This window comes from Kribbella sp. NPDC049174 (assembly GCF_043197365.1).
GTDB lineage: Bacteria > Actinomycetota > Actinomycetes > Propionibacteriales > Kribbellaceae > Kribbella.
In genome coordinates, this window is the sequence record NZ_JBICSZ010000001.1 from 1314423 (window position 1) to 1337878 (window position 23456).

A 23456-nucleotide genomic window follows, 5' to 3' on the forward strand; every position below is an offset into this window, starting at 1 on the left:
GAAGAAGCCCCGGCGGGGAGTCCACCAGGCTCCCCGCCGGCCAGCATCCGAGCAGAGCGGACACCACCTCCGGAGTGGACACCGCCTTCGGCGGCGACAGTTCTCTCGGCGGCCTCCGGCCGCGCCGCCGACCAGACGACGGACTCATGTGATCCGCGCGTACCAGCTGCGTGAGCGGCTGAAGCAAGAGACTCCAACTCCATCAAGGAGTTGAGAGAACCCCCGGCGGGGAGTCCACCAGGCTCCTCGTCGGAGGTCGTTTGGTTCCGATGGTCAGGGGTGCGCCGGGTAGTTGAGGGCGGTGAGCAACTGATTGTGCAGGGTGGCGTTGGAGTAGAGGCCGCCGCCTTGATCGCCGGCGTGTCCTCCGGTTCGGTCGGTGAAACGGCCGCCTGCTTCCTCGACGAGGAGGATCCATGGCGCGTGGTCCCAGATGTGGTAGCGCTCGACCATGAAGGCGTCGATTTCGCCGCGGACCAGCTCGACGAGCGGGAGGGGGCTTGCGGGTGGGCGGGGCGCGCTCGGTGGGAGACGCGCTCTGGACGCGTCGTCCAGAGCAGTGAGGCGAGCATCAGCCACCGTCGAAGTGGTGCTGACTTCGAGGCGCTGCGCTGTGGCCTCCTCGCGTGGCCAGGACGACTCGAATGAACCGCCACCTCGGGTCGCCCACCAGCAGCGTCGCAGCGCAGGAGCGGTGACGACCGCGAGTTCGATGCGTCCGGCAACCTCCAGCGCAATCTGAACTCGCCAGTTCGGGTCACGCCGGCTGAAGAACGACGTGCCGTCGACCGGGTCGATGATCCAGACCCGATCGGACTCACCGAGCCGACCAAGTTCCTCGCCGAGGAGCGCATCTTCTGGCCTCGCCGCAGACAACGTCTCGCGAAACAGCCGCTCGACTGCGCGGTCGGCTTCCGTGACTGGTGTGCCGTCGGCCTTCAGCGTCGCCGAAACGCCGGACTCGAAGTACGCGAGCGCGAGATCCGCCGCCCGATCCGACGTCTCGAACGCGAGTTGTAAGTCATCAGCGCTGCCCACGACCGACGACGCTATCAGCCCAGCCCCGCGCCCTTGAATGCCGTTAAAGGACAGGGCAAACGCTGCGGCACTAGCCCGAAGGCGACGGATATGTCCGGACCCGTCTGCTGTGCAGACGCTCTGAGAGCTCGGGTTCGTGCTGATGGTGTTCGTGGGTGCCGCGTGCCGGGCTGGCGAGGCGTCAGAGGTGGCGAGCTGCGAAGTGGTCGGGAGTGGTGTTCACCATGTGCACCGACCGCAGCTTCAGGTCGAAGTCGCCACGCAGTGACTTGCCGGTGATCGCGAGGATGACGCCGGTTTCGCGGTCGACGGCTAAGCGCAATTGGCGGCCGTCAGCTGCGGCGGCCGTCTGGATGTCGGCGGGGCGGTGCTCGAACTGCTGGGGGTCGGCTGGCTGACTGCCGGGCTGGAGTGTGGCCGTGGACCATGCCAGGGCAGCGGGCAGGTTGACCAGCGCCCTTGCCTCAGCTGCTGTATCGCGAGGCACCAGGACTGTTGCCTCGTCGGTGTGCGTGTACTTGTGGACCTGACCATCGGCCGCGGTGAAGGCGCTCGAGTCGGTCGTCTCCAGCCAGATCAGCCGGCCGTCGGGGCTCCGGACGCAGGTGGCGTCCGCCCCGACCAGCAGACGCAGCGTGCGGGGTGCGTACATCAGGGCACCGTTGCTGACCACCTCACCGATCAACGTACGGCCAGGTTCGACCGCCGTCTGTCGGGCGGTCGTCGACCCCATGGTCCAGTCGGCCGTACTCACTCAGTCTCCAACGCACGTCTTCACGCCAGCAGAATAGCTAGGCGCGCTTCCGACGGCTGTTGCTGAGCTGTCCGGGGTTAGGCCGTGTTGCTAAGGTCTGGACCCAGTGGAGTGTGGCTGCGAGGCACTGACCGGAGTGGTGGTTTCGGGCAGTCTTGTCTGATCGCATTGCGAGCCCACGCCACTGTTTCAGCCTGTTGAAGCACCGCTCTATGACGTTGCGGCCCCGGTAGCGCTCACGCTGCTCGTCACCGAAGTCGATCGGCCTCCCGGGCCGCTTGCGGCGGTGGGCGATCTGGTCGTCACGTTCCGGGATCGGCGCGGCGACGCCGCGCTCGCGCAGCCATGCCTGGTTCGTCTTCGAGGGGTAGCCCTTGGGTGTCCGCGAGCAGGCGGTCTGTGCGCTGGCGTGGCCGCCCGGACGCGCCGGTCACGCGGATCTCGTCGAGTGTTGCGGGCAGCATGGTCGTGTCGGCGACCTGACCGCCAGTCAGGATGAACGCCAGCGCCCGCCCCTTGCCGTCCGCGAGCAGGTGCGTCTTGGTGGTCAGCCCGCCGCGGGAGCGTCCGATCGCGTGATCAGCGGGCTCATCGCCAAACTTCTTGTAGTTCGCTCCTGCCCCTGTGTCGCTGGGCGGGGCGCACCGTGCTGGTGGACGCGCACGATCGTGGAGTCGATCGACGCGATCCAGCCGATGTCGCCGCCCTGGTGGGCCATCGCCTGGACCTGCTCGAGCACGCGCCCACACCCCTGTCTTCGACCACCGGTCGAAGTTCTTGTAGATCGTGTTCCAGTTCCCGAACCGCTCGGGCAGGTCCCGCCACGGCGCCCCGGTCCGGAACCGCCACGCCGTGGCCTCGACAACCGTGCGCCGGTCCACAGGAGGGCGGCCTGTTGCCTTCGGCGCCGGGAACAGCGGCCCGATCACCGCCCACGCCTTATCCGAGACCACGTCACGCGACACGAGCACAAGGCTGCGCCCGACGACATCAAGGACCCTCTAGCAACACGCTAGGTGACTGACCGAGACTCGTTGCCCGCGCGCACCACGAAGCGTCGACTGGTCAGACGGGATCGGTGAACGAGATCGGCTTGCCGGTGGCGCGGGCGTATGCGATCTCCCTGCTCGTGGACTCGCCGATATAGCCGCCGGGGTTGACGACCAGAACGCGGTCAGCCAGGTCGATCTTGCGCAGGTGGAGGGCGCCCAACGCGGTCTTCTGCTCGTTGGTGATCAACTCGTTTGCTTCGTGATCCTCGGCGCGCAGGAAGACGCCTGGCCCGACGACGATGACGCCTGCAGAGGTCAAGTCGCGGTTCGCCGCGCGCATCTCGTCCACGAACCGGGTAGAGCCGCAGATGCACACAATCTCAGGTCGGTCAGGCACAGCTCAGTCCTTCGGATCGAACGGGTAACCGTCAGTGCGCGCGTTGACGTCACGGACAGGAACACGAGCCAAACAGTTTACGCAGCAAGATGGACACGGCCGCACTGTCGCAGGCGGCAGGCGTGGTCCATGCTGTGAGACCGCGCTCGACGCCGGAAATCTGGGGTGCGCCCGGCTCACCAACTCCCTTGAGCAACACGGCCTAGTCGGCTCTTGGTTTGGGTTTTGGGGCGGCTCGGACGTGGGTGCGTTCGCCTTGTTTGCCGATGAGGCTGAGGAACTCGACCGGGCCGGCGCTGGTGGCGCCGAACCAGTGTGGGGTCCGGGTGTCGAACTCGGCGGCCTCGCCGGGTTCGAGGATGAGGTCTTTGTCTCCGAGGACGAGTCGGAGTTTGCCGTTGAGGACGTAGGCCCAGTCGTAGCCCTCGTGGGTGCGAAGGTCGGGTTCGGTGTCGTCGCGGCCGGGCGGGAGGACGAACTTGTACGCCTGGATGCCGCCGGGCCTGCGGGTCAGGGGCAGGATGATCGACCCGTCGCTCAGGGAGATGGGGCGCAGGTTGATGCGGGGGTTGCCGGTGGGCGGCGCGTCGACCAGTTCGTCGATCGTGACGCCGTAGGCGCGTGCGAGCGGTAGTAGCTGCTCCAGCGTCGGACGCCGCAGCCCGGACTCGAGCCGGGACAGCGTGCTGATCGAGATGCCGGTTTCGTCGGCGAGGTCGGCGAGCGTGACCTCGCGACGCAGGCGAAGGTGCTTCAGCCTGGGGCCGACAGCGTCGAGGGTGCGGTTCACACCATCGTCCATGTCCTCATTTTGCCATTCGGCAACAAACTTTGCTGATCTGCCCGATCCAACGTGACCATCGGTACTGAATCTGAGCAGGCAGGGAGCACGATCGATGAGACACGATTTCGACAAGGACTATTGGGAGCGGCACTGGCAGGAGGCGCAGAGCAGGCCTTCCACAGTGAGGAGGACAAGCTGCGCACCAAGCACGCCGCCGGGCAGATCGCTGAGCGAGCCGACGCCGAACCCGTACGTTGCTCGTGAGACCAACGATTTGACGCCAGGGACCGCGCTCGACGCCGGTTGTGGCGAGGGAGCAGAGGCGGTCTGGCTCGCATCGACCGGCTGGCAGGTCACTGCTGCCGATATCGCGCCCAGCGCCCTCGCCCGCGCGGCCGAGCGTGCGGCGGCGGCCGGGGTCTCCGAGCGGGTGCGGTTGGCCGAGGCGGATCTGAGCGTCTGGAGCCCAGACAGACAGTTCGACCTGGTCATGACTCACTACGCGCACCCGCAGATGCCGCAGCTGGAGTTCTATGACCGCATCGCCGAGTGGGTGGCACCCGGCGGCACGCTGTTGATCGTCGGGCATCTGCACACTCCTGGATCTACGGGCCACGGGCACCAACCTCCGACTGAGGCGTCGGCCACCGCCGCGACCATCACGGCGCGATTGGCCGACACGAAGTGGGAGGTCGTCACCGCCGAAGAGTGCCGCCGCACGGTCGCCGGACAGCGGACCCTGTACGACGTCGTCGTACGCGCCGCCCGGCGCCGGTAGTCACCCCGCGAGTCCTTCACTGCCGGTCGCATCGACCGACCCCCGACAGCCCACCGGGCGCCTGCGCCAGGTGTCCATTCGCGTTGCCATCTTGAAAGGAACACCTTGAGTACGAACCCGACGCCACAGCCGGCCGCCCTTGAGCCGATCATCGATGACCCACGCCAACGCCGAGCGATTCTGATCGCGGTCTGCGTTGCCCTGATGGCAGTCATCGCGTCGGTGTCCGGCCTGAACGTCGCGCAGCCGGAGCTTGCTGTCACGTTCGACGCCTCGCAGATCGAGGTCTTGTGGTTCATCAACATCTACACGATCAGCCTGGCCGCGCTGCTCCTTCCGCTCGGCGCGACAGGTGATCGGTGGGGCCGGAAGCCAGTGCTGCTGGCCGGCCTGGTCCTGTTCGGAGTCGCCAGTGCGGCGGCCGGCCTGGCGACGTCGTCCGAGATGATGCTTGCTGCCCGGCTTCTCAGCGGCGTTGGCGCGGCGATGATCATGCCGGTCACCCTTGCCGTCATCACCTCGGCGTTCCCGGACGAGCATCGTTCGCGGGCGATCGGCGTGTGGACCGGTGTCGCTGGTGGTGGAGGCATCCTGGGCATGTACCTGTCCGCCGTACTGGTCGATCTGGCGAGCTGGAGGTGGCTCTTCGTACTGCCCGTCGCGCTTGTCGTCGTGGCCATCGTCATCGCGCTGCGATCCGTCCCCAACTCGCGCGAGGAGTCGGAGCACAGGTTCGACGTCGTCGGTTCGCTGGCGTCGATGGTGGCCGTGATCGGGCTCGTCCTCGCGCTTCACGAGGGGCCGGGCCGAGGTTGGACCGCGCCACTGACCCTGCTGGGCCTCGTTGTCGGTGTCATCGGTGCGATCGGCTTCGTGGCGTGGGAGCTGCGACAGCCGGCCCCGCTTCTCGACGTTCGCCTGTTCCGCAAGCGCGGTCTGGCCGGCGGGTCCGTTTCGCTCCTGACGGTGTTCGGTGTGCAGGCCGGGATCTTCGTCGTACTCTTCCCGTACTTCCAGGCCGTCCTCGGCTGGTCCGGATTGCGCTCCACTCTCGCGCTCATGCCGATGGCCCTGTTGATGATGTTCGCGTCGGGCCTCGCTCCACGGGTGGCCGCGCGGATCGGGGGTCGCTCGACGATGGCGTCCGGGATTCTTCTCGGCGGGGTCGGCCTGGTGCTCATGGCGACGCTGGTCTCCGCTGACGGTGGCTACTTCTCTGTCCTGCCCGGCATGCTCGCGATGGGACTCGGGATGGGCTTGTCGATGACTCCGTCCACCGAGGCCATCACCGGCGCGCTGCCGCGTGAGCGCCAAGGCGTCGCATCCGCGCTCAACGACGTCACGCGAGAGTTCGGCACCGCACTAGGTGTCGCGCTGCTCGGCGCAGTACTGTCCGCCGGCTACCGCGGCGCCATCGACAAGGAGCTCGCCGGGATCCCGCAGTACGCCGCCGACACTGCCCGCGAAGGCATCGCCAACGCGATCGCAGTCGCACCCGGGGCCGGGGCGCACGCGGAAGCGCTTGTCCGAGCCGCTCAGGAATCCTTCGTCGACGGCTGGCAACAGGCCATGTGGGCTGGGGTTGCCGTGATGGCAGTCCTGTTTCTGTACGTCGTCGTACGCGGACCCCGGCCTTGACCGAGTGCGCGGAACGTCCCTAGGACCGTTTGATGGTTGCGAGCCAGGCTGGGGCGCCGTTGGCGTCGTGGAATCTGGTGCGGACTCGCTCCGCGGCGATGGTGACGATGTTCCAGCCGGCGGTCGAGGTGAAGGCTCTCCTCAGATCTTCCTGGCTGACAGGGTGCGGGCCGGTGTCAGGCCCGTCGTCGCTGAAGCAGAGCACGTACAGGGTTGCGCCAGGCTCGGTGACCGAAGCCAGACTCGCCACGTACCCAGCTCGTTCTTCATCGTCGAAGGTGTGGAACAGCGCGCAGTCGAGCACCGTCTCGAACGTCCGCCCCAACCGCTCCAGCTGCAACGCATCAGCCAGCGCAAACTCGACCTCGAGCCCACGCTCAACAGCCTTCTCTCGCGCCATCGCCAGCGCGGTCTCAGCGACATCAACCCCCAACACCGGCAACCCCAGCGAGGCGAGGTGAAGCGCGTTCTCCCCACTCCCACACCCCGCATCCAGCACCGTCCCGCTGAACCCACCACCAGCCGCCACCCGCACAACCGCCGGCTGCGGCCCACCAAAGTCCCAAGGCGCGGGCCCATCCCGATACGACGCATCCCACGGCCGCCCCGCCATCCGCTCATGACTAGTAGGGAGCCGCCCTCCCAACGGATCGCCGGCCGGGGTTCCCGATCGCTCTGCCACGTTGGCCCCTTTCCGCACCCGATCCTGCCACCGGATCGTGCGGATGACAGCAGCCCGAGCGGCCGTCCCCGTTGACGGACGGCCGCTCGGCTTCGGTGCGTGGTCAGGGTTTGGCGTCGACTACTGCGCTCCAGTCGTTGGGGTCGTGGGGGATGGAGATGTGTTCGTGGGTGATCAGCCACTGGTCGTCGAGCCGGCGGAGGCAGACGGTCGAGTGCACCCAGACGGCGAGCTCCAGGCCGTTCCTTCGGGTTCCGCTGTCCAGGTGGAGCATGTGGGCGAACGCCACATCCCCGTTCACCGCGACACTCAGATCCTGGGTCTCCAGGCCGATCGGGCCGTCGTACTCGTCGAACCACCGCACGAAGTTTCGCCGTACCGCGTCCGTCCCGATGAACTGCAGCGGTGGCACAACATCGAAGTAGACGATGTCGTCCGAATAGACCGACATCAGCTGATCAATGTCCTTCGCGCGGCAGGCCTCGACCCGCCGGTCCAACACCTCACCAACCTCAATCTCGAGCGACGTCGTCTGTACGCGTGATTCTCTGCTCATACCGCTTACGACGACGCAGCCCCCCCGACTGTGAGGGACCCGGCTGAGACCGCTAGGAGGTCGGCCGGTGTGACGAGGTAGCGTGTGGGTTGTGCCGGAAGCAGGTTCGGGGCCGGAGCGGCGGACCGTGTTGGTTGCCTGCTTGCTGGTGTTCATGACTCAGATGGCTACGACGATCTACCTCCCGTCGCTGCCGGCCGTCGAGCGCGAACTGGGGATCTCGCGCAGCTACGCAGCCTTGTCCGTCTCTCTGTTCGTCATCGCCGCGGCTGCTCCTGTACTGCTCTGGGGACGTGCCGCGGAACGGTACGGCCGCCGGGCGGCCGTGTTTGCGTCGTTGGCCCTTTTCATCGTCGCCAGTGTGCTGTTGGCGCTGAACACGTCGGCCGCGGGATTGTTGATCCTGCGTTCGCTCCAGGGCATCGGCGCGGGTGGCGCGGCGATCCTCGCAAGAATCTTCGTCCGGGATCTCGGCGACGGTGAAGTACTCGCCCGCAGGCTGTCGGTCCTGTCGATCGCGTTCGTGGCGGCACTCGGCGGAGGCCAGTTCCTTGGTGGGTTGATCGGCAAGTACTCCCACTGGCAGATGGGTTTCGTCGTACTGGCGGTGGTGGGAACGGCCGGCGCGCTCGGCACGCTGACTCTGCCCCTGGCAACCGGGCAAGGACGGAACAGACTGGCCGGCACAAGCCGCATCTACCTCTGCATCCTGACCACCCCCGCATTCTTCTTGCCTACTGTCGCCGCCGGGCTCGGATTCGCCACGATCGTCCTGCTGCAGGAAGTGGCGCCGTTCGTGTTCCAGCAGCACTTCGGCATGAGCGTCGACGGGTACGGCAACGTCGGACTCTTGATCGGACTGTCCTATTTCGCGGGTGCGATAACGGTGAATCGGCTGGCGGCTTCAGCGGGATCAGCCAGGCTGATGCGAGTCGGTGCGCTCGTCATGACCGGATCGGGCCTCTTGCTGGTCACCTTGTGGCTGCTGCCCGGCATCCCGCTCGTCGCAGCGCTGGCGGTCTTCATCGTCCTGTACTGCGTCACGACCTTCGGACAGGCGGCGTTGTTCCCCAGCAGCATGGCTGTCGCGGTGACCAGCGTGAAGGGCAACGGAGCGTACGCCGTGGCCCTGTGCGGATTCCTCGCGCAGTCGATCGCCGGGGTCACAGCGAGCCTCGCCGTAGTGCTGCACGACAACGTCACCTGGGCATGCGTCGCCACCGCGCTGAGCGCCGCGGCGTACCTGCTGGTCCGCCGCAGCGGACGGTGAGGGCCGCGACGCCGTCCCTCAAGGCCGGAGTTGTTTGCGGGAGGTGATTCCCAGCTTCGTGAAGACCTTGCGGAGGTGCCATTCGACGGTGTGCTGGCTGAGGAACATCTGCGCGCCGATCTCGGCGTTGGTCAGGCCTGCGCCGGCGAGTTCGGCGATGTGCGCCTCCTGCGCGGTCAACGTGTCGTGAGCGCGGTCGGTCCGCTGGCCGACCGCTTCACCAGTCGCCACCAGTTCGTGGCCCGCCCGGTCGGCGAACGCGTCGGCGCCGGACGTGGTGAACGTCTTGTACGCCGTCCGCAGTTGTTCGCGGGCGTCCTGACGCCGGCCCTCCCGACGCAGCCACTCGCCGTACACCAGATGAGCACGCGCGAGCTCCATCCGCATCCGCGTCCGGCCGAGTCGCTCGATGGCTTCCTGGTACGCCGATTCGGCCGCCGACGGGGCTGTCGTCAGCAGCGCCGTGGATCGCGCGAGCACGCCAAGCCCCCAGTCCGTGCCACACGCGTGCGCCATCTCGCTCAGCCGGTCGAGGGCGTCGGCCGCCAGGTCCTCGCGGCCGCTGCGCGCGGCGGATTCGACCAGCTCGGGCAGCGCCCAGTTCGCCATGCTGAGCTCGACCGGATACGAGATCGCGGCGCGCGCCGATTCAAGTGCCTCTTGGTACTGCGCGAGGCCGTTGTGGAGAAGGGCGTTCGCGAAGTGAGCGCCGGTCACCCCGCAACCTTCGCCTCGGGTCTGGGCATCCTCCCCGCTCACGGTGATCAGCGTTGCGGCCTCGTCGGGCCGGCCGCGCCAGGCCGCCAGGCAGACCTCGCCGTACGGAAACAGGCCGACCCCGGTCGTTTCGTTGATCGTCCTGATCTCGGCGACCAGCGACGCGGCGACGGAGATCTCGCCGGCGAACAGGTTCAGCATGGCCCGGTGGTTCAGTACGTGCGGAAGTTCGGTGAGCTCGCCTCGCTCGCGGGCGCTGTGGACGTTCCGCGCGGTGACCACCTCCCAGTTCTCGTCGTCCCAGAGGTCGATCGCCAGGAGTGACGCATGCCCGAGCCACCGCACGTCGTCCGCGTCCGGCGGTCCCTTCTCGGCGGCGAACGCCCGTACCGCTTCTCTGGCCGGCGCGACCGCTGCCGGGTACCCGTCGGTGAACATCGCGACGAGGCCTTCCAGCACGAGGTCACGCTTGCGGCTCAGGTCGGGCTTGGGCAGGGTCTGGGCCGCCCGGGCCACTTCGGCCAGCCCGGTACTTCCGGCCAGCCGCCCGGCGAACACGCCGGCCGACAGCGTGTCGAGGTACGTGTCGCGGGCGAGGTCGAGGTCGAGTGGTTCGAGCCGGCGGGCGGCCTCGAGGAGCAGCGGTGGAGCCGCCACGCTGTGACCGGACAGGAACGCGACCTGCGCCCGGACGAGATCCACGCGCGCCTGGTGCAGGGCATCCACCGGTCCTTCGTCGGCGATGAGGAGCAGCCGCAACGCAGTCTCGAAGTCGCCGGCCTGCAGCGTCGCCTGGGCAGCCGTCAAGGCCCGGATCGCGCGGGTGGCCGGATCCGGGGTGAGTTCGGTCGCCCGTTGCAGGAACGCCGCCGTCGCCGCGATTCCGCCCCGGCGCTGGGCCCGATCGGCGGAACCGACGAGTTCGGCGGCGACGCCTTCGTCCGGGCCGGCCGCTCCGTACGCGCGGTGCCAGGCGCGGCGGTCCGGATCGCGGGCCGGGTCGATCGCGTCCGCAAGGGCCTGATGGACTCGCCGGCGGTCGGCGGGATCCGCCGCGCGATTCGCCGCCGACCGTACCAGCGGATGCCGGAACCGGACCTGCGCGCCGATGTCGATCAGGCCGGCCGCCTCGGCGGGTGCGGCCGCGCTCACCGGAATATCGAGGACGGCCAGCGCACGGAGCAGCAGCGGTACGTCGCCGACTGGTTCGGCGGCCGCGGTCAGCAGCAATCGCTGGGTGTCCGGTGGAAGCGCCTGAACCCGTCGGGCGAAGTTCTGCTCGATCTGGCTCGTCAGCGGCCGGGATTCCGGTCGCTCGAACCCGCCCGCCAGTTCGCCTGCGGTGAGTCCCCGCGGCAGCTCCAGCAGGGCCAGCGGATTGCCCCTGGTCTCCGACACGATCCGATCCCGAACATGCTCATCCAGCCGCCCAGGTACGACGGCGTCGAGCAGCGCCACCGCGTCACGGTTGGCCAAGCCGCCAACAGCCAGCTCCGGGAAGCCTCGCCACTCGGGCCCGGTCACCGGCTCCCGGACAGCGAACACCACGCCGATCCGGTCGGCGAACAGCCGCCGCCCGACGAAGGTCAGCGTCTGAGCCGACGCTTGATCCAGCCACTGCGCGTCGTCGATCACACACAGCAGCGGGCGGCTGTCGGACACCGCCGACAACAGCGTCAACGTGGCAGCCCCGACCAGGAACCGGTCCGGCGGACCACCGAACTCGAGGCCGAACGCAACCGCCAGCGCGTCGCGCTGCGGACGCGGCAGGTTGTCGGTGAAGGACAGCATCGGAGCGCACAACTGGTGCAGACCGGCAAACGGGAGCTCCATCTCCGACTCGACCCCAGCCGCCCGCGCGACCCGGCACCCTTCGGCCTGTCCAACCAGATACTCGAGCAAGGCGGACTTCCCGATCCCCGCCTCACCACGGACGATCAGCACCTGCCCCTCACCGGAGCGCACGCCGCCCACAACCTGATCCAGCCGAGCACACTCCGCACGCCGCCCACGAAGCTCGAGCACCGGCCCACCGATCCCCATCATCCGAGGCTAGCCCGAACCCCTGCCCGGCAACAGAACCCACCAGTACCGCAATGGGCCCAGGAGGAGGTCAGACCTGGCATCCGAAATTGCACAGGAGAAGCGGAAACTGGCCATTGCGGTCGCACGCCGCGTGGTGGGGCATTGGAGGTGCGACATGTCCGATGAGACTCGCGTGCGCATCAACACCGAGCGAGTCGAACCAATGGAGCGATTCGCGGCACTGTGCGGGTGCGGCATCGATCATCCTCGCCGGGGCCGGAACAACGCTCGCCGACAAGGCGGTCATGGGCTCAATCCGGGCCAGACCAATGAGGAGCTTGCGGCCGGCTTCGCTCAGTACGCGAACGACGCCCGGACCGGTGCCGCGCTCCTCGGGGCGGCGTTCTGCTGGTTCAGCCTCGCGTTCACGGTCGTTCTGGCCGTCGCGCTCATACCGATCGGACCGGCCGGGGGAATTGGCCTGGCCGGCGGGATCTGGGTCGTAGTCGCCTCATTGGTCCTCGCCTTCCAACGGGTGCCACCCGTACGCATAGCCCCGAGTTGACGTTCGTACGCGCAGCATCGGGAACTTCGGTGCGCTCTGTGGCAGAGTCACGTCATGCCGCCAGACTCGCGCTCCGACTCGGGTAACAGAGAACGCACAGATTCGAATCGACTTCCGACAACGCTGCGGCTCGCGGGAGCCGACCTGCAGCGCGGACGCAACCTCGATCTGTATGTCGTGTTCATTGTGGCTGTCGCCATGGCCGTCCTTGGTGTTTTCAATGTCGTTGATGCAGGAGTGATCGGAGCCGCCACACTTGCGGTGCTCGCCGTGATGGCGTCGTCCGCGCTCACGAGCCGCCACCAGGTCGACGAGGTCAAGGCAGCATTGGATCGGCTGGCCTCGGGCGAGACGGGCAATGTCCCCGCCGAGCGCTTTCTCTCACCTCGTCTTCCAGCGCTCGATAGCGAGGCCGCAACAGCTGTCGATATCGGATTGGTTGGCATCACGCTGACCAGGACCGTTCGGGATCTGCTTCCGGTCTTGGATCAACGTCTGCGGGAGGGCGCGACTGTCCGGGTCATCCTCATCGATGTCGACAGCGACGCTCAGACCGAGGCTGTTGCTCGAAGCAAGAAAGCGAGCAGCCCGGATTTCTATCGTCATCGGCTGTCGTCGACGATCGATCTACTTCGGATCCTTGCATCGTCCGCCAGAAACGAAGGTGCTCTCGAACTCCGTGTTCTCCCGTTCGTCCCCACGTTTGGAATGTGCTTGCTCGACGCCAGGCAGCGACACGGAAGAATTCATGTCGAGGTGTATCAGCACAGAACCATAGAAGCCAATCCGTCCTTCAGTCTGCGAGCAGATCGTGATGGTCGGTGGTTCGGGTTGTTTGCCGGGCAATTCGAAACCTTGTGGGAAAGCGCAAGGACGTTTCCGCTGCGGGCTGCGGTGGACGAAGGGGAGTAGTCCGGCGACCAACAGTCGGGAGGCGGTGTCCTGGCCGCGCAATGTCCTGTGGTTACTGACGTGGTAGGCCGTGCGGAGTCGCCTCGGAGGATCACGGTCAGGCGACTCCGCGGTCGGTAGTCGATCAAGCGGGCGACAGCACGCGCCCGGGTGGGTGGGAGCGACTGGCGAGCACGCGACGAAGGAGCGCGCGTAGCGGCGCGTGGGTCGACCAGGTTACTCAGCTATTTGGTAGGTGGGGGTGATGATGGCTCGGGCCAGGGTGTGGAAGGCGAGGTTGAAGCTGACGACGGCCGGGGTGGCGTCCGCGTCGACGTCCAGGGCTTCCACGTCGATGGCGTGTACGACGAAGTAGTAGCGGTGGACCTGGTCGCCTGCGGGCGGGGCGGCGCCGCCGAAGTTCTTGGTGCCGAAGTCGTTGCGGACGTGGAATGCGCCGTTCTCGAGGCGCTCGGTGGTGCCTGCGCCGGTCTCCAGCGACGTGACGGTCGCGGGCAGGTTGACCAGGACCCAGTGCCAGAAGCCGGACACGATCGGGGCGTCCGGGTCGAAGCAGGTGACCACGAAGGCCTTGGTCTCCTCGGGGAACCCGGACCAGCTCAGCTGCGGCGACGTGTTGCCGCCGGCGAAGGCGTGGTCGTCCGGCAGGGGCTCGGCGTCAGCCACGTCGGTGCTGGTGACGGTGAAGGTACCGGCCTTCGGGAGGAGTTCGTACGGGTCCGGTGTGACGGGCCGATCGAGGGACATCTGTGAGCCTCCGGGATCTCGCGACGTGTGGTGATTCCGACATTACTGTCCACATCACACCGTTACGTCTCGGGGCACCCTCTCGGGGATGCGAAGATCGGACCACACGACGAGTGGAGGACGTGCGGTGGAGGAGTACCTGGCCCGGATCGGCCCGGCGGACGAGGCGGCGATGCGGGCGGCCACGGAGCGGCAGCTCGCGTTGACGAAACCGGCCGGTTCCCTCGGCGTTCTGGAGGACCTGTCGGTCCGCGTCGCCGGGATGGTCGGCAGCTGCCCGCCTGCAGTCCCGGCGCCCGCAGTGGTGACGGTTTTCGCCGCCGATCATGGCGTTCACGCACAGGGTGTGTCGCCCTGGCCGCAGGAAGTGACCGCCGCGATGCTGGCGAACTTCGCCGCCGGCGGTGCCGCGGTGAACGCGTTCGCGGCCAACAACCGGGTCGACGTGCGCGTGGTAGACGTCGGCGTGGCGACCGATGTCGATCAACTGGACATAGTCCACGCGAAGGTCCGCGCCGGCACGCGCGATCTGTCCACCGAGCCGGCTCTGACCGAGGACGAGGCACGGGCAGCGATCGCGGTCGGCTTCGACCTCGCGGACACGCTGGTCAAGGACGGCTACCGCTGCCTGCTCACCGGCGACATGGGCATCGCGAACACGACCGCGTCAGCCGCGCTCATCGCGACCTTCACCGGCTCGACCGCGGAGGCGGTCACCGGTCGCGGCACCGGCATCGACGACGCCACGCTCGCCCACAAGACGAAGGTGATCAAGGCGGCCCTCGCGCTGCACGACGTACCGGCGACGGATCCGTTGAAAGCGCTCCAGGCGTACGGCGGCCTCGAACACGCGGCCCTGGCCGGCTACATCCTCGGCGGCGCGGCCAACAAGGTGCCGGTCGTCCTGGACGGGGTGATCGCGGGCGCCGCGGCCCTCGTCGCGCAGGCGTTCCACCCGAAGGTGATCGACTACTGCGTCGCCGGGCATCGATCGGCGGAGCCAGGTCATGCGGTCGCGCTGAAGACACTTGGCCTGCAGCCGCTGGTCGATCTGGACCTGCGGCTGGGCGAGGGGACCGGCGCCGTACTGGCGTATCCGATCCTCACCTGCGCGGTGCGGGCACTCGGCGAGATGGCCACCTTCGAGTCCGCGGGGATCAGCTCGTGACGAGTCAGTACCTGTCCGGCCTGGTGCTCGAGGGACGCCGCGTGGTCGTGGTCGGTGGCGGGGGAGTCGCCCAGCGGCGGCTGCCGCGACTCCTCGAGTCCGGCGCGCGGATCGACCTGATCTCGCCGTCGATCACCCCGACCATCGAGGGTCTCCTCTCCAACCCGTCGCTGAACTGGATCGAACGCGGCTATCAGTACGGCGACCTGGACGGCGCCTGGTACGTCGTCGTGGCCACCGACGACGCCGCAGTCAACGACCAGGTGTCGCAGGAAGCCGAGGAGAAGCGCGTCTTCTGCGTCCGGTCCGACGACCGCTCCCGCGCAACGGCGTGGACGCCGGCGTCGGGGCAGCACGACAACGTGACGATCGGCGTCCTCGGCGGCGGCGACCACCGTCGTTCAGCGGCGGTTCGGGACGCGATCCTGGAAGAGCTGCGCACTGGTGCACTGGCCGCGCGCGACGTCGACAAGCACCCAGGCGTCTACCTCGTCGGCGGGGGACCGGGCGATCCGGACCTGATCACCGTCCGCGGTCGGCGGCTGCTCGCCGAGGCCGACGTGGTCGTGGCGGACCGCCTCGCGCCGCAGCAGTTGCTCGACGAGTTGCACCCTGACGTGGAGCTCTTCGACGCGGCCAAGCTGCCGAGGGGTCGCGCGGCCCAGCAGGAGGAGATCAACCGGATCCTGGTCGACCGCGGTCGGCAGGGGAAGGTCGTGGTCCGGCTGAAGGGCGGCGACCCGTACGTGTTCGGCCGCGGCTTCGAGGAGGCGCTGGCCTGCGCGGAGGCCGGCGTACCGTGGACGGTCGTGCCGGGGATCACCAGCTCGATCTCGGTGCCGGCGGTGTCCGGGATCCCGGTGACGCATCGCGGCGTGACGCACGAGTTCACCGTCGTGTCCGGGCACATCCCGCCGTCGCATCCGGATTCGCTGATCAACTGGGATGCGCTGGCGCAACTGTCCGGCACGCTGGTGCTGCTGATGGCGGTCGAGAACCTGCCCGCGATCACCGAGCGACTGATCGCCGCCGGGCGACCCGCCACCACGCCGGCGGCGGCCATTGCCGACGGCACCCTTCCGGGCCAGCGGATGGTGAGCTCCGACCTGGCCGGAATCGCTGCAGCTATGAAGGACGATGGTGTCGGCGCTCCCGCGATCGTTGTCATCGGCAACGTGGTGGAGGTCGCGGCACAGGTCCGGGGCGCGGCGGGCGTTGCGGCGGAAGGCGGCGGCGCCCGGCCTGGGGCGACGTGAGCCCGCTCGTCGCGCTGGACGATCCGGCCGATCAGCGGTTGGCGGACTATGTGCAGCTGCGGGAGGTGAACCTGCGCCGCCTCCTGGAGGAGGAGCACGGGCTGTTCATTGCCGAGGGCGACAAAGTGATCCGCCGGGCCGCGGACGCCGGCTACGAACCACGGTCGTTCCTGCTCGCGCCGCGCTGGCTGGACTCGCTGGCTGACGTCCTTGAGAAGTGGCCCGACGCGCCCGTGTACGTCGTGTCGGAGGAACTGGCCGAGCAGGTCACCGGTTTCCACGTGCACCGCGGCGCGTTGGCGTCGTACAAGCGTCTACCGGCGGTCCCGCTGGCGACGCTGCTCAAGCACGATGTCCGGCGGGTCGCGATCTTCGACGACATCGTGGATCACACCAATGTCGGGGCCGGGTTCCGGGCGGCCGCGGCGATGGGGGTCGAGCTGGTCCTGGTGACGCCGACCTGCGCGGATCCGCTGTACCGGCGGTCGATCAAGGTGTCGATGGGCACCGTGTTCCAGGTGCCGTGGACCCGCCTCAAGGCATGGCCGGGCGATCTCGAAACCCTGCAGGAGCAGGGCTTCGTCGCGGCGGCGTTCGCGCTCACCGACGACTCGATCACGCTCGACGACCTGGCCGCGCGGCGAGACGATCGGCTGGCGCTGATCTTCGGCACGGAAGGGCACGGCCTCAAGCCGCACGTGCTCGAAAAGGCGGACCTGACCGTACGCATCCCAATGGCAGGGGGCGTCGACTCCCTCAACGTGGCATCCTCGGCAGCAGTCGCGTTCTACGCGACCCGCTGACAAGCCGAGCGTCTGGAACGCGAAAACCGGTGGACGTGGGTGATGTGATGGGGGCATGCCGAAGGTAGTGCTCGTTACCGGGATGCAGGCTGCGGGGAAGTCGACGGTCGCGCCGTTGCTGGCCAGTCGGTTGGGGCCGCCCGCGGCGACTCTGGACGGTGATGTGTTCTACCGCGGGGTCGTCGCCGGCGCCGAGATCATGACGCCTGACCCGTCACCGGAGGCCGTGCGTCAGTTGCAGCTCAGGTACGACGCCTCGGCTCTGATCGCCCAGCACTACGCCGATGCCGGGTTCGACTTCGTCTGCAGTGACAACATCTTCGAGCACGACGTCGAGCGCTGGTTCGGCAGGCTCCACGGCGTTGACCCCTACCTGGTCATGCTGACGCCGTCTGTCGAGGTCGTCGTACAACGTGAACTGGCGCGCGGCGGCAACAATGCCTACCGCGACTGGCAGGGCTCGTCCGACAGCCTGACCGATGCCGTTCGAGCCTTTCAGACGTACGTCGACAACACGCCACGCCGAGGCCTCTGGCTCGACACGACCGATCAGACCCCGGAGGAGTCGGTCGAGGCGATCCTCGCGGACCTGCCGAAGGCCCGCTGGTAGGACAGCACCCTCAGGTGGCTGGAGTCTCCTCGTGGTGGTCCTCGTGGTCGACCATCGGGGAGACGGGCCAGTCGGACGGGTAGTCGGGGGCCAACTCCTCGGCCTCGGCGAAGAGGCGCTTGCGGTACTTGCGGGAGAGCCGATCGCCGAAGACCGTGCCCTGGGTGTGGTCGGTCTCGTGCTGCAGGCAGCGCGCCAGCAGGCCGTCGCCCTCGTAGGTGACCGGCTTGCCGTGCTGGTCGACGCCGGTGACCCGGGCGAAGTCCGGACGAGCGCACTTGGTGAACGCCCCGGGCAGCGACAGGCAGCCCTCGTCGCCCTCGTCGAGACGGCGCTCCTTGCCCTCCGGGAGATCGATCACCGGGTTGCAGACGACGCCCTGGACCCGGTTGCCGTCCTTGTCCGGGCAGTCGAACACGAACAGCTGCAGATCCACGCCGACCTGGTTCGCGGCCAGGCCGACACCCTCGGCCGCGTTCATCGTCGCGACCATGTCCGCGACCAGCTTCTGCAGCTCGTCCCCGAACTCGGTCACAGGCTTGTTGACCCGGTGCATGACGTCCTCACCCCAGCGGGTGATGGGCAGCACCGAACCGTTCGCAGGCAACGTAGACATGGCGGAAATCCTACCCAGACCGGGTTGCGTCCGAAGAACCGTGCGGTTCTCCGGACGCAGCCTGGGTTACTTCGCGTTGACCTCGTCGCGCCAGGCGACCCACTCCCGCAGCAGCCCCAGGTCGTAGTCCGGGCCCGACGACGAGACCGTGAACAGCCGGGTGCCGACGTCGAGCAGCGACTTGCCGAGGTCCTCCGGCGACTTGTTGCCGACGCCGGCCGAGCGCTCGATCTCGCCCGGGTCGCGGCCGATCGTCTTGCAGTGCTCGTCCAGTACGGCGTGCTTGTGCGCGATCGTCTCCGCGTCGCCGAACCCGTGCCAGATGTTCGCGTGCTGGGCGACCAGCTTCAGCGTCTTCTTCTCACCGCCGCCGCCGATCAGCACCGGGATGTCCCGGGTCGGCTTCGGGTTGAGCTTGGCCCACCGGCGCTCGATCCGCGGGAGGGCCTCGCCGAGCGCGTCCAGCCGGCCGCCCGCCGTACCGAACTCGTACCCGTACTCGTCGTAGTCCTTCTCGAACCAGCCGGAGCCGATGCCGAAGATCAGCCGCCCGTCGCTGATGTGGTCGACCGTGCGGGCCATGTCGGCGAGCAGGTCGGGGTTGCGGTAGGAGTTGCAGGTGACCAGGGCCCCGAACTCGATCCGCTCGGTCGCCTCGGCCCAGGCGGCCAGCATGGTCCAGCACTCGTAGTGCAGGCCCTCGGGCTCACCGCTCAGCGGGTAGAAATGATCCCAGTTGAAGGCGACGTCGACGCCGATCTCCTCGGCCGCGGCGACAGTCCGCCGGATGTCGGCGTACTGGGCGTGCTGGGGCTGAATCTGAAGGCCGATCCGGACCGGGAAGGCGGCGTACGGACGGTCGGTGGACTCGGAAGCTGTCATGGTGGTGATCCTATCCGGCGTTTCGGAGGACCCTCCGGATCAGGCCGGTATCCGAACAACCAGGGGGTACGGCGGGATGCCGAACGAGGCCGAGATCGACGAGTTCGCGCGACTGTTCACCGGGTTCCTGGAGCGGATGCAGTCGCGCCGGGCGGGCGGCGACCGGGAGAGCCTGCGGGACCGGTTGCGCGACCATCTCGGCGTCGAGCCCGAGCAGGTGCCGGTGGTCGCGTCGAACTTCCCGTCGTACGACCTGCCGAACGTACAGCTCGCCGTCGAGGCGTGGTTCGACTCGTACGAGGTGGTCGGGCTGGCCGGTTCCAACCGGGGTCACCACTCTCTCGGTGAGCTGCTCGAGCTCGCGCAGTACGACCGGTTCGGTATCGGCGCGGTCGACTACCAGCGGCTGCAGATCGACGTTGACGAGGAGATGGACTGCGTCGCGTTCGGGTTCTACCTCGGCGTGCAGGGTGAGGATCGGTACGTCGCTCTGTTGCGCGCGGCCAATCCGCAGTACGGCCGGATGCGGGTCGATCTGGAGGTGCTGGCGACCACCAAGGCCGACAGCTTCTTGAGTGCACTGCCGGAGTTGATCCGGGAACACAACATCTTCCGCGGGAAGGTGGTGTCGTTCGAGGGGCATGAGTTCGGGCAGGGCGTGGGGCCGTTCCGGTTGCATCCGCGGCCCGGGATCGCGCGTGCGGACGTCGTACTGCCGGATGGGGTGCTGGAGCGGGTCGAGCGTGAGGTGATCGGGATTGCGGACCACCGCCAGACGCTGCTCGATGCCGGTCAGCACCTGCGTCGAGGTGTGCTGCTCTACGGCCCGCCTGGGACGGGAAAGACGCACACCGTGAGGTACTTGCTGTCGCGGTTGCCGTCGTTCACCGTCGTACTGCTGGCGGGGACGAGCATCGGGTTCATCTCGCAGGCGTGCGCGCTGGCGCGGATGCTGCAGCCGGCGCTGGTGGTGCTGGAGGACTGCGACCTGGTGGCGGAGGCTCGCGACTACTCGCACGGGATGGAGAACCCGCTGCTGTTCCAGGTGCTCAACGAGATGGACGGCCTGGCAGAGGACGCCGACGTGGCGTTCCTGCTCACCACGAACCGCGCCGACCTCCTGGAGCCTGCGCTGATGCAGCGCCCCGGCCGCGTCGACCTGGCGGTGGAGGTGCCGCTGCCAGACGCTGTAGGCCGCGCTCGGTTGCTGGACCTCTACGGCCCGGGTCTGGATCTGCAGCCCGCTGTCGTCGACGAGGTCGTCGCGCAAACGGAAGGTACGACGGCCTCCTTCATGAAGGAGCTGGTACGGCGAACTGTCCTGCTCGCCGCGGAGTCGGGAGCCGAACCTGATGCCGACCACCTGCGTTCAGCCGTAGCCGAGCTGCTGTCCTCCCGCGACGCCCTCACTCGTCGCCTCCTCGGTGCGACCAGCGGCGAGGTCCCGGACTACACACCGCCCCCGGGCGCCGTACCCGGCATCTACCCGGGCTCGTCCTTATGAGTGCATCGGGGTCGGTCCACCAGGTCGCGCACCCAGCCGACCGCCCACAGTCGTGGAATGACTGTGACCCGGATCTGCGTACTTACATCTTTCAGTCCGTGGATGCGATGAGGCTCGATCCCGTCGGCGTCTACCTGCATGGATCGCTGGCGATGAACTGCTTCTACCGGGCGAAGAGCGATGTCGATCTGCTGGTGGTGGTGCCGGAAACGCTCAGCGAAGCTGAGCGTGGGCACGCTGCACGCGCCCTTGCCCAGCGGTCGGGCGATCGGCCGATGCTGGGCGATCTCGAGCTGTCGGTCCTCACCGTCGAGCAGGCGGCGAACCATCAGCACCCGCGGCCATTCGAGGTGCACTACTCGGCGGCTTGGACCGCCGAGATCCTCGCCGATCGCGTCGACTGCGGGACTCAGCATTCCGACCCGGATCTCGCGGCGCACATCACCGTCGTCCGCCAGCGTGGTGCTGTCGTGAGCGGACCATCCCCGGCCGACTTGTTCGCCGAAGTACCTCATGACGACTACCTCGCGGCGATCACCTCCGACCTTCACGAAGTGCTTTCCGGAGACAGCCTGCTGTCCGCGCCCTATTACGGCGTACTGAACGCCTGCAGGGTCCTGGCGACCCTGAAGCTGGGTCCCGGCACGGTGCTCAGCAAGGAGGAGGGAGCCGTCTGGGCGCGTGATTCGTTGCCGACGGCCCACTTGCCGCTCGTCGAGCAGGCCCTCAGTTGCTATCGCAGCGCTCGACCGGTGGCACCGCAGGACCGAGACACCGACGGCCACGACTGGGACACCGACGCCCTGCTGACGTTCCGAGACGCTGTTCGCGCACAGCTGTAATCACCACCCACGCGACCTCCGCTCGGCATGTCGGGTGGTTACGGAGCGGGAGCGGGAGCGCTAATGTCGGCGGCATGAAGTCGAGGATTGCGCCGGTCCGCTGGACGCCGCCGGCTGCGCCGCCGCAGCGGGAACCCACGAGCATCGAGGTCGAGACCGTCGCGTTGCCGGGGGAGGGGCCGGAGGACACGCTGATCGACGATGACGGCAGTGTGCTCACCGGGCTGTACGACGGACGCATCCTGCGCGTCAGTGCGGACGGGAAGACGATCACGACACTCGCCGACACCGGTGGACGGCCGCTCGGGCTGGAGTGGTTGCCGGACGGGAACGTGCTGATCTGTGACGCCAACCGCGGACTGCTGACCCTCGGCAAGGACGGCCGGATCGCGACGCTGCTGTCCGAGGTCGACGGCCGGCCGATGCGGTTCTGCAACAACGCGGACGTGACGCCGGACGGGACGATCTACTTCACCGACTCGTCGACGCGGTTCGGTATCGACGAGTGGATGGCGGATCTGCTCGAGCACTCGACGACCGGCAGCGTGTACCGCCTGACCCCGGACGGCCAACTGACCATGCTGGCCACCGGTCGGGGGTTCCCCAACGGCGTCGCACTCAGCAGTGACCGTCGTACCCTCTTCTGGGCCGAGACCGCGACGTACAGTCTCTACAAGCTCGACCTCACCGCTGAGGCTGCCGAGCCCGTGTTGGTGGCTCAGGTCCCGGGTCTGCCGGACAACATCGCGCGCGGCTCCGACGGGCTCATCTGGGTGACGCTCGGCTCGCCGCGCAATGCGTTGCTGGATTTCCTGCTGCCGAAGCAGCCGTTCCTGCGGACGCTGGTGTGGAACCTGCCCGACGCACTCAAGCCGAAGGCCGCCGACATCATCGAGATCCAGGCGTACGACGACAACGGCACGCTGGTCCACGACCTCCGCGGCAAACACCCCCGGTTCCACATGCCCACCGGCGTCCGCGAACGCGACGGCAAGGTCTGGCTGGGCAGCATCGGCACCAGCACCCTTGCCACCTTCCCCACGCCCACCCGCTGACGAGCCCGCGGACGCTCGGGTCAGCCGATCTTCCAGGACCGTTTGGAGAGGCCGTACCAGAAGCCGTCGACGACCGTGTCGGCCTGCCTCAGGTTGTCTTCGGAGGCGCCGAGGGTGACGAACAGTGGGGCGAAGTGTTCGGTGCGAGGGTGGGCGATGGTGGCGGCGGGGGCCTTGTGCAGGAAGTCGATGAGGGAGTCGACGTCCTGGGCCTCGAGCATGCGCTTGGTCCACTCGTCGAACTCGATCGACCAGGCCGGCGCCGGTGCGTCGGCCGGTGCGCCGAGGTTCATCTCGCGCAGGTTGTGGGTGGTGAAGCCACTGCCGACGATCAGTACGCCCTGGTCCCGCAGCGGGGCCAGCTTCTGACCGATCCGGAACAGCTCGGCCGGGTCCAGGGTCGGCATCGACACCTGGAGCACCGGGATGTCCGCATCCGGGTACATCTCCTTCAGCGGCACATACGCGCCGTGGTCGAGTCCTCGGTGCGGGTCGTCGTACACGGGTGTTGCGGGGGAGTGCAGCAGCTTGCGCACCTGCTCGGCGAGTTGCGGTGCACCCGGAGCGGCGTACTGGACCTGGTAGTAGCGCTCCGGGAAGCCCCAGAAGTCGTAGAGCAGCGGGACGGTCTCGGTCGCGGCGAGGGTGAGCGGTGCGGCCTCCCAGTGCGCCGACACGATCAGGATCGCGGTCGGGCGCGTGATTCCGGCGGACACCGCCGCCAGCTCGGCCGTCCACAGACGGTCGTCGGCCAGCGGCGGTGCGCCATGGCTGAGGTACAGCACCGGCAGTCGCTCAGGCGCCGAGGTCACGGAGGTCATCGAGGATCCCACCTTCTCGGAAGTCATACTGCTTCCAATGTAGT

At 67.9% G+C, this 23456-nt stretch carries 25 protein-coding genes; 12 read left to right on the forward strand and 13 right to left on the reverse strand.

The features are described 5' to 3' along the window. Positions 1 to 273: 273 nt before the first annotated feature. From ACGFIF_RS06045 to ACGFIF_RS06070, 6 genes are all read right to left on the reverse strand, one after another. Entirely contained in the window at positions 274 to 1038 is a 765-nt protein-coding gene (locus ACGFIF_RS06045; protein WP_393151952.1) for an inositol monophosphatase family protein, read from the reverse strand. A 181-nt stretch (positions 1039 to 1219) separates the two neighbouring features. Further along, entirely contained in the window at positions 1220 to 1792 is a 573-nt protein-coding gene (locus tag ACGFIF_RS06050) for a hypothetical protein (protein WP_393151954.1), read from the reverse strand. A gap of 37 nt (positions 1793 to 1829) precedes the next feature. Then, entirely contained in the window at positions 1830 to 2135 is a 306-nt protein-coding gene (locus ACGFIF_RS06055) for a hypothetical protein (protein ID WP_393153649.1), read from the reverse strand. Then, positions 2095 to 2757 (reverse strand): IS5 family transposase, encoded by a 663-nt coding sequence (locus ACGFIF_RS06060; protein ID WP_393151956.1) that lies wholly within the window; start codon positions 2755 to 2757, stop codon positions 2095 to 2097. The genes ACGFIF_RS06055 and ACGFIF_RS06060 overlap by 41 nt, the downstream gene beginning before the upstream one ends. Before the next feature lie 100 nt (positions 2758 to 2857). Continuing rightward, a complete protein-coding gene (locus ACGFIF_RS06065; RefSeq protein WP_393153651.1) occupies positions 2858 to 3124 on the reverse strand; it encodes a hypothetical protein in 267 nt (88 codons plus the stop codon). A 259-nt stretch (positions 3125 to 3383) separates the two neighbouring features. Next, positions 3384 to 3983, reverse strand: coding sequence for a helix-turn-helix domain-containing protein (locus tag ACGFIF_RS06070; protein ID WP_393151958.1), 600 nt, complete (start codon positions 3981 to 3983; stop codon positions 3384 to 3386). Between the two features lie 94 nt (positions 3984 to 4077). On the opposite strand from ACGFIF_RS06070, the gene ACGFIF_RS06075 reads away from it, so the two are divergent. After that, positions 4078 to 4743 carry an SAM-dependent methyltransferase gene (locus ACGFIF_RS06075; RefSeq protein ID WP_393151960.1) on the forward strand — a complete coding sequence of 222 codons (666 nt, stop codon included), beginning with the start codon at positions 4078 to 4080 and terminating at the stop codon, positions 4741 to 4743. A 105-nt stretch (positions 4744 to 4848) separates the two neighbouring features. Next, positions 4849 to 6381: an MFS transporter gene (locus ACGFIF_RS06080; protein WP_393151962.1), complete on the forward strand. Its 1533-nt coding sequence runs from the start codon at positions 4849 to 4851 to the stop codon at positions 6379 to 6381. A 19-nt stretch (positions 6382 to 6400) separates the two neighbouring features. Here ACGFIF_RS06080 and ACGFIF_RS06085 read toward each other — a convergent pair whose 3' ends face one another. Together ACGFIF_RS06085 and ACGFIF_RS06090 are read right to left on the reverse strand one after the other, a co-directional pair. Continuing rightward, on the reverse strand, positions 6401 to 6994 hold the full coding sequence (locus tag ACGFIF_RS06085) for a class I SAM-dependent methyltransferase (RefSeq protein ID WP_393151964.1): 594 nt from the start codon (positions 6992 to 6994) through the stop codon (positions 6401 to 6403). 172 nt (positions 6995 to 7166) lie between these two features. Beyond that, positions 7167 to 7565, reverse strand: a complete 399-nt coding sequence (locus ACGFIF_RS06090; protein WP_393151966.1) for a YybH family protein — start codon at positions 7563 to 7565, stop codon at positions 7167 to 7169. 202 nt (positions 7566 to 7767) lie between these two features. Between ACGFIF_RS06090 and ACGFIF_RS06095 the strand changes: the two genes are divergently transcribed. Then, entirely contained in the window at positions 7768 to 8889 is a 1122-nt protein-coding gene (locus ACGFIF_RS06095) for an MFS transporter (protein ID WP_393153653.1), read from the forward strand. 18 nt (positions 8890 to 8907) lie between these two features. On the opposite strand, the gene ACGFIF_RS06100 is transcribed toward ACGFIF_RS06095, so the two are convergent. Next, positions 8908 to 11649 (reverse strand): helix-turn-helix transcriptional regulator, encoded by a 2742-nt coding sequence (locus ACGFIF_RS06100; protein ID WP_393151968.1) that lies wholly within the window; start codon positions 11647 to 11649, stop codon positions 8908 to 8910. Positions 11650 to 11806: 157 nt separating this feature from the next. On the opposite strand from ACGFIF_RS06100, the gene ACGFIF_RS06105 reads away from it, so the two are divergent. Both ACGFIF_RS06105 and ACGFIF_RS06110 read left to right on the forward strand, forming a co-directional pair. After that, entirely contained in the window at positions 11807 to 12196 is a 390-nt protein-coding gene (locus ACGFIF_RS06105; RefSeq protein ID WP_393151970.1) for a hypothetical protein, read from the forward strand. A gap of 54 nt (positions 12197 to 12250) precedes the next feature. After that, a complete protein-coding gene (locus tag ACGFIF_RS06110; RefSeq protein WP_393151972.1) occupies positions 12251 to 13108 on the forward strand; it encodes a hypothetical protein in 858 nt (285 codons plus the stop codon). Positions 13109 to 13324: 216 nt separating this feature from the next. On the opposite strand, the gene ACGFIF_RS06115 is transcribed toward ACGFIF_RS06110, so the two are convergent. After that, the gene (locus ACGFIF_RS06115; RefSeq protein WP_393151974.1) at positions 13325 to 13855 is read right to left on the reverse strand and encodes a YbhB/YbcL family Raf kinase inhibitor-like protein; all 531 of its coding nucleotides are present in this window, start codon (positions 13853 to 13855) and stop codon (positions 13325 to 13327) included. A gap of 88 nt (positions 13856 to 13943) precedes the next feature. Between ACGFIF_RS06115 and cobT the strand changes: the two genes are divergently transcribed. Genes cobT through ACGFIF_RS06135 form a run of 4 tightly spaced genes read left to right on the forward strand, consistent with a single transcriptional unit; the run spans position 13944 to position 17692 of the window. Continuing rightward, a complete protein-coding gene (cobT, locus tag ACGFIF_RS06120; protein ID WP_393151976.1) occupies positions 13944 to 15023 on the forward strand; it encodes a nicotinate-nucleotide--dimethylbenzimidazole phosphoribosyltransferase in 1080 nt (359 codons plus the stop codon). Continuing rightward, positions 15020 to 16279 carry a uroporphyrinogen-III C-methyltransferase gene (gene cobA / locus ACGFIF_RS06125; protein ID WP_393151978.1) on the forward strand — a complete coding sequence of 420 codons (1260 nt, stop codon included), beginning with the start codon at positions 15020 to 15022 and terminating at the stop codon, positions 16277 to 16279. Before cobT ends, cobA begins: the two co-directional genes overlap by 4 nt. Next, positions 16276 to 17082 carry a TrmH family RNA methyltransferase gene (locus ACGFIF_RS06130; RefSeq protein WP_393151980.1) on the forward strand — a complete coding sequence of 269 codons (807 nt, stop codon included), beginning with the start codon at positions 16276 to 16278 and terminating at the stop codon, positions 17080 to 17082. The genes cobA and ACGFIF_RS06130 overlap by 4 nt, the downstream gene beginning before the upstream one ends. A gap of 55 nt (positions 17083 to 17137) precedes the next feature. Next, entirely contained in the window at positions 17138 to 17692 is a 555-nt protein-coding gene (locus tag ACGFIF_RS06135; protein WP_393151982.1) for an AAA family ATPase, read from the forward strand. A gap of 10 nt (positions 17693 to 17702) precedes the next feature. Here ACGFIF_RS06135 and def read toward each other — a convergent pair whose 3' ends face one another. Together def and ACGFIF_RS06145 are read right to left on the reverse strand one after the other, a co-directional pair. Next, positions 17703 to 18308 (reverse strand): peptide deformylase, encoded by a 606-nt coding sequence (gene def, locus ACGFIF_RS06140; RefSeq protein ID WP_393151984.1) that lies wholly within the window; start codon positions 18306 to 18308, stop codon positions 17703 to 17705. A gap of 66 nt (positions 18309 to 18374) precedes the next feature. Continuing rightward, positions 18375 to 19190, reverse strand: a complete 816-nt coding sequence (locus tag ACGFIF_RS06145; protein ID WP_393151986.1) for an LLM class F420-dependent oxidoreductase — start codon at positions 19188 to 19190, stop codon at positions 18375 to 18377. 76 nt (positions 19191 to 19266) lie between these two features. Here ACGFIF_RS06145 and ACGFIF_RS06150 point away from each other — a divergent pair, with 76 nt between their 5' ends. The 3 genes from ACGFIF_RS06150 to ACGFIF_RS06160 all read left to right on the forward strand — a co-directional run bounded on the left by ACGFIF_RS06150 (position 19267) and on the right by ACGFIF_RS06160 (position 22591). Further along, entirely contained in the window at positions 19267 to 20694 is a 1428-nt protein-coding gene (locus tag ACGFIF_RS06150; protein ID WP_393151988.1) for an AAA family ATPase, read from the forward strand. A gap of 107 nt (positions 20695 to 20801) precedes the next feature. Continuing rightward, positions 20802 to 21536 carry an aminoglycoside adenylyltransferase domain-containing protein gene (locus tag ACGFIF_RS06155; RefSeq protein WP_393153655.1) on the forward strand — a complete coding sequence of 245 codons (735 nt, stop codon included), beginning with the start codon at positions 20802 to 20804 and terminating at the stop codon, positions 21534 to 21536. A 74-nt stretch (positions 21537 to 21610) separates the two neighbouring features. Beyond that, positions 21611 to 22591, forward strand: coding sequence for an SMP-30/gluconolactonase/LRE family protein (locus tag ACGFIF_RS06160; protein WP_393151990.1), 981 nt, complete (start codon positions 21611 to 21613; stop codon positions 22589 to 22591). Positions 22592 to 22611: 20 nt separating this feature from the next. Here ACGFIF_RS06160 and ACGFIF_RS06165 read toward each other — a convergent pair whose 3' ends face one another. Continuing rightward, positions 22612 to 23412 (reverse strand): dioxygenase, encoded by an 801-nt coding sequence (locus tag ACGFIF_RS06165; RefSeq protein ID WP_393151992.1) that lies wholly within the window; start codon positions 23410 to 23412, stop codon positions 22612 to 22614. Positions 23413 to 23456: the final 44 nt, after the last annotated feature.

Excerpts from the sequence above, each read along its gene's own strand:
- ACGFIF_RS06155 (WP_393153655.1), top strand. The coding sequence starts at position 20,802 with ATGAGGCTCGATCCCGTCGGCGTCTACCTGCATGGATCGCTGGCGATG.
- cobT (WP_393151976.1), top strand. The coding sequence starts at position 13,944 with ATGCGAAGATCGGACCACACGACGAGTGGAGGACGTGCGGTGGAGGAG.
- ACGFIF_RS06160 (WP_393151990.1), top strand. The coding sequence starts at position 21,611 with ATGAAGTCGAGGATTGCGCCGGTCCGCTGGACGCCGCCGGCTGCGCCG.
- ACGFIF_RS06135 (WP_393151982.1), top strand. The coding sequence starts at position 17,138 with ATGCCGAAGGTAGTGCTCGTTACCGGGATGCAGGCTGCGGGGAAGTCG.
- ACGFIF_RS06110 (WP_393151972.1), top strand. The coding sequence starts at position 12,251 with ATGCCGCCAGACTCGCGCTCCGACTCGGGTAACAGAGAACGCACAGAT.
- ACGFIF_RS06145 (WP_393151986.1), bottom strand. The coding sequence starts at position 19,190 with ATGACAGCTTCCGAGTCCACCGACCGTCCGTACGCCGCCTTCCCGGTC.
- ACGFIF_RS06100 (WP_393151968.1), bottom strand. The coding sequence starts at position 11,649 with ATGGGGATCGGTGGGCCGGTGCTCGAGCTTCGTGGGCGGCGTGCGGAG.
- ACGFIF_RS06105 (WP_393151970.1), top strand. The coding sequence starts at position 11,807 with ATGTCCGATGAGACTCGCGTGCGCATCAACACCGAGCGAGTCGAACCA.
- ACGFIF_RS06065 (WP_393153651.1), bottom strand. The coding sequence starts at position 3,124 with ATGCGCGCGGCGAACCGCGACTTGACCTCTGCAGGCGTCATCGTCGTC.
- ACGFIF_RS06150 (WP_393151988.1), top strand. The coding sequence starts at position 19,267 with ATGCCGAACGAGGCCGAGATCGACGAGTTCGCGCGACTGTTCACCGGG.
- def (WP_393151984.1), bottom strand. The coding sequence starts at position 18,308 with ATGTCTACGTTGCCTGCGAACGGTTCGGTGCTGCCCATCACCCGCTGG.
- ACGFIF_RS06085 (WP_393151964.1), bottom strand. The coding sequence starts at position 6,994 with ATGGCGGGGCGGCCGTGGGATGCGTCGTATCGGGATGGGCCCGCGCCT.
- ACGFIF_RS06075 (WP_393151960.1), top strand. The coding sequence starts at position 4,078 with ATGAGACACGATTTCGACAAGGACTATTGGGAGCGGCACTGGCAGGAG.
- ACGFIF_RS06115 (WP_393151974.1), bottom strand. The coding sequence starts at position 13,855 with ATGTCCCTCGATCGGCCCGTCACACCGGACCCGTACGAACTCCTCCCG.
- ACGFIF_RS06165 (WP_393151992.1), bottom strand. The coding sequence starts at position 23,412 with ATGACCTCCGTGACCTCGGCGCCTGAGCGACTGCCGGTGCTGTACCTC.
- ACGFIF_RS06070 (WP_393151958.1), bottom strand. The coding sequence starts at position 3,983 with ATGGACGATGGTGTGAACCGCACCCTCGACGCTGTCGGCCCCAGGCTG.